This window comes from Micromonospora sp. 4G55 (assembly GCF_016803375.1).
Map to the genome: position 1 here is coordinate 1 of NZ_JAEVHN010000774.1, position 2,665 is coordinate 2,665.

The 2,665-nt window shown below is 75.4% G+C and carries 2 protein-coding genes; both read left to right on the top strand.

What is annotated here, in order from left to right:
* A partial coding sequence (locus JNW89_RS37445; RefSeq protein WP_305070567.1) for a hypothetical protein occupies positions 1-2,228 on the top strand: 2,228 nt, incomplete at its 5' end.
* Positions 2,229-2,233: 5 nt separating this feature from the next.
* Positions 2,234-2,665, top strand: a 432-nt coding sequence (locus JNW89_RS33975; RefSeq protein ID WP_238452150.1) for a hypothetical protein, incomplete at its 3' end; no start/stop codon positions are given.

Below are 2,665 nucleotides of genomic sequence, written 5' to 3' on the forward strand. Positions count from 1 at the left end.
GCGCGGCCGGCGCGGGTACGGCCAGCGCCGGCCCGCCGGAACCCGGTGCGCGGCTGCGCCACGTGGTACGCCGGCTCGACGAGGCCGGCTGGCTCGACGTGCTCCTCGACGACCTGCCGTGGGAGGAGAAGCGGATCGGCGCGACCCTCGGCCCCCGGCTGCTCGTCGTCCTGGCGGCCCGCGAGGAGCACCAGAACCTGACCCGGATCGAGGGGCTGCTGTCGTACGGGGTCTTCGACTGGGCGATCCGCGACCACGAGGCCCGCTTCGCGTACCTGCTGGTGCGCAGCCTGCCGCTGGCCGCGCAGGACCGGTGGCGGCGGCTGGAGCAGGGCCGGTGGTTCGCCCGGCTGGAGGAGAACATCCCCGCCGAGGACATCCTCGGCGGCCGGTACACCGGGGTGGGCAGCCTCGCCGAACCGCTCGACCCGGCCCGCCGCAGCGCCGGGCAGGTCGACGCCGGTCGGGTCGTCGAGGAGATCCACCGGGAGGTGCAGGCCGGGCTGGACGGGCCGCGGGCGGTCGCGCTGGTCCGCCGGCTGATCGGCCTCGACCAGCCGACCGGCGCGGTGACCGGCGCAGCGGCGGCCCGGGGCCGGGAGACCCTGCGGACCGCCGTCCACCGGCTCGACGCCCTGCGCGACCTGGACCGGATCCTCGACGCGCTGCCCGACGCCCACCTCACCCACGAGATGTGGCGCACCGAGGTGCTGGACCTGCTGGCCCTGCGCGACCCCGCCCACCTGGAGCGGCAGGCCCGCCAGCTGCTCGCCGTCGGCCTGACCGACTGGGCGGTCAACCCGCGCGAGGCGTGGCTCGCCTTCCAGCTGGTGCGGAACCTGCCGGTGGCCGACCAGGGCCGGTTGGAGGCCGAGGACCCGGACCGCTGGGCCCGGATGCGCTCGGCGATGACCCCGGAGATGCGGGCCTCCCTGGCGGTCACCGCGATCTCCGGCCCGCGCCGGATCGAGGCCCGCGACCAGCTCCGCGACCGGCTGCGCGACGACCGGCTGTGGCGGGCGGACCGGGCCACCGAGCTGCGCTCGCTGATCGTCCAGCTGTACGCCCTCGACGACCGCCGCTGGGTGTTCCTGCGCTCCCGCGACGTCCGGGCCGACCAGGTCGCCGGCCTGCGCGAGCTGGTCGACCAGCTGCGGCTCTACGACGCCCGGCTGCGGCCCTCGTTCGAACCCGAGACGCTGCGCACCGACGACGCGCCCACCGTGGTCGGTGACCTGGCCCGGCTGGTCGCGGTCGGGCTGAAGCTGCTCTTCCTCAGCCGGACCGGGCTGAGCATGTTCACCCAGGAGGTCACCCTCCGCGAGTTCGACCTGCACGACGCCCAGTGGATCAGCGGCGACCTCGGCGGCGCCCGGCTGAGTGACACCGACCGCGCGCACACCAACCACCTGTCCGCGTCGGTCGACGCCCGGCAGGGCCTCCTCCGCGTCCGGCTGCCCCGGCTGGAGCTCGACGGGTTCAACCGGACGTTCACCGGCAGCTCCCTGCGGACCGGCCGGGTCGTCCTCACCGGCCTGGACATCGTGGCCTCCTTCTCCGACCGGGGCTACGAGCGGCCGGTCGGCGCGCAGGCCGGGATGACCGGGCTCAGCGTCTCCGACGTGGTCTACGCCAGCGACTCGCTGCCGGGCGGGATCCTCGGGCTGACCCGCTTCGGCCTGTCCAACCTGGCCTTCCGGGCCGGGGCGACCGGTCGGGAGGACGTCACCGAGCCCAGCCGGCGGGGCTGGATCGGCATCCCGCTGATCGACCCGCTGATCCACCTGCTGCACAACGTGATCTCGTTCTACGGCGGCCTGCCGTTCCTGTCGAAGATCAGCGACGCGCTGCTCGCCCCGTACACGGCCGGGGCGCCCTTCCTGGCCCGCCAGTTCGCCTCGCTGAGCGCCGGGGAGATCTTCACGCCGCTGGCCAACGCCACCATCGGCCTGCTCACCGACGGGGTGATGCGTCCGCCGCGCACGGTGGGGGAGCGGGCCACCGACGCCGCCGCCATGCTGCACTCGCTGCGGGTCAGCTTCGCCAGCGCCACCGCCGAAGGGCTCTCCTTCGCCGGGATGCAGCAGGTCGGCCGGATCGAGGTGGGCCGGACCCTGATCGGGCTGGGCAACAGCCTGCCCGCCCGGCTGCGCGCCGAGCAGGACTCGCTGCGGGAACGGCTCGGTCGGGCGACGGTCGCCGAGCGGGCCGCGTTGCAGGACGGCTGAGCCGGGTGACCAGGCAGCTGACCGAGCTGGAGCCGCTGGAGCGGGAGCTGCACCGGCTGGAGGCCCGACATCGCTGGAACGCCGAGTCGCTGACCGAGCCCGAACGGCGTCGCCTGGTCGCACTCTCGGACCAGCTCCGCCAGACGGCGGGCGGCACCCTGGACATCGGCGGGATCCGGGTGACCGGACTGACCGGCCGGGTCGAGGCCGCCGGCCTGGAGATCGACCCGATTCACGCCGAGGGCTCCGCGCCCTCCCGGTCGGGCGAGTACCTGCCCGACGACGAGCTGATCGCCCGGTTCCGCCGGGACCGCACCGCCCCGGACGCCGCCACCCTCGCCCGGGGCAGCACCGCGTCGGTCACCGCCGCCGGCGTACGACTGCTGCCCGGCGCGGACGGGCAACCCGCGCTCCGGGTCACCGCCGCCGAGCTGCCC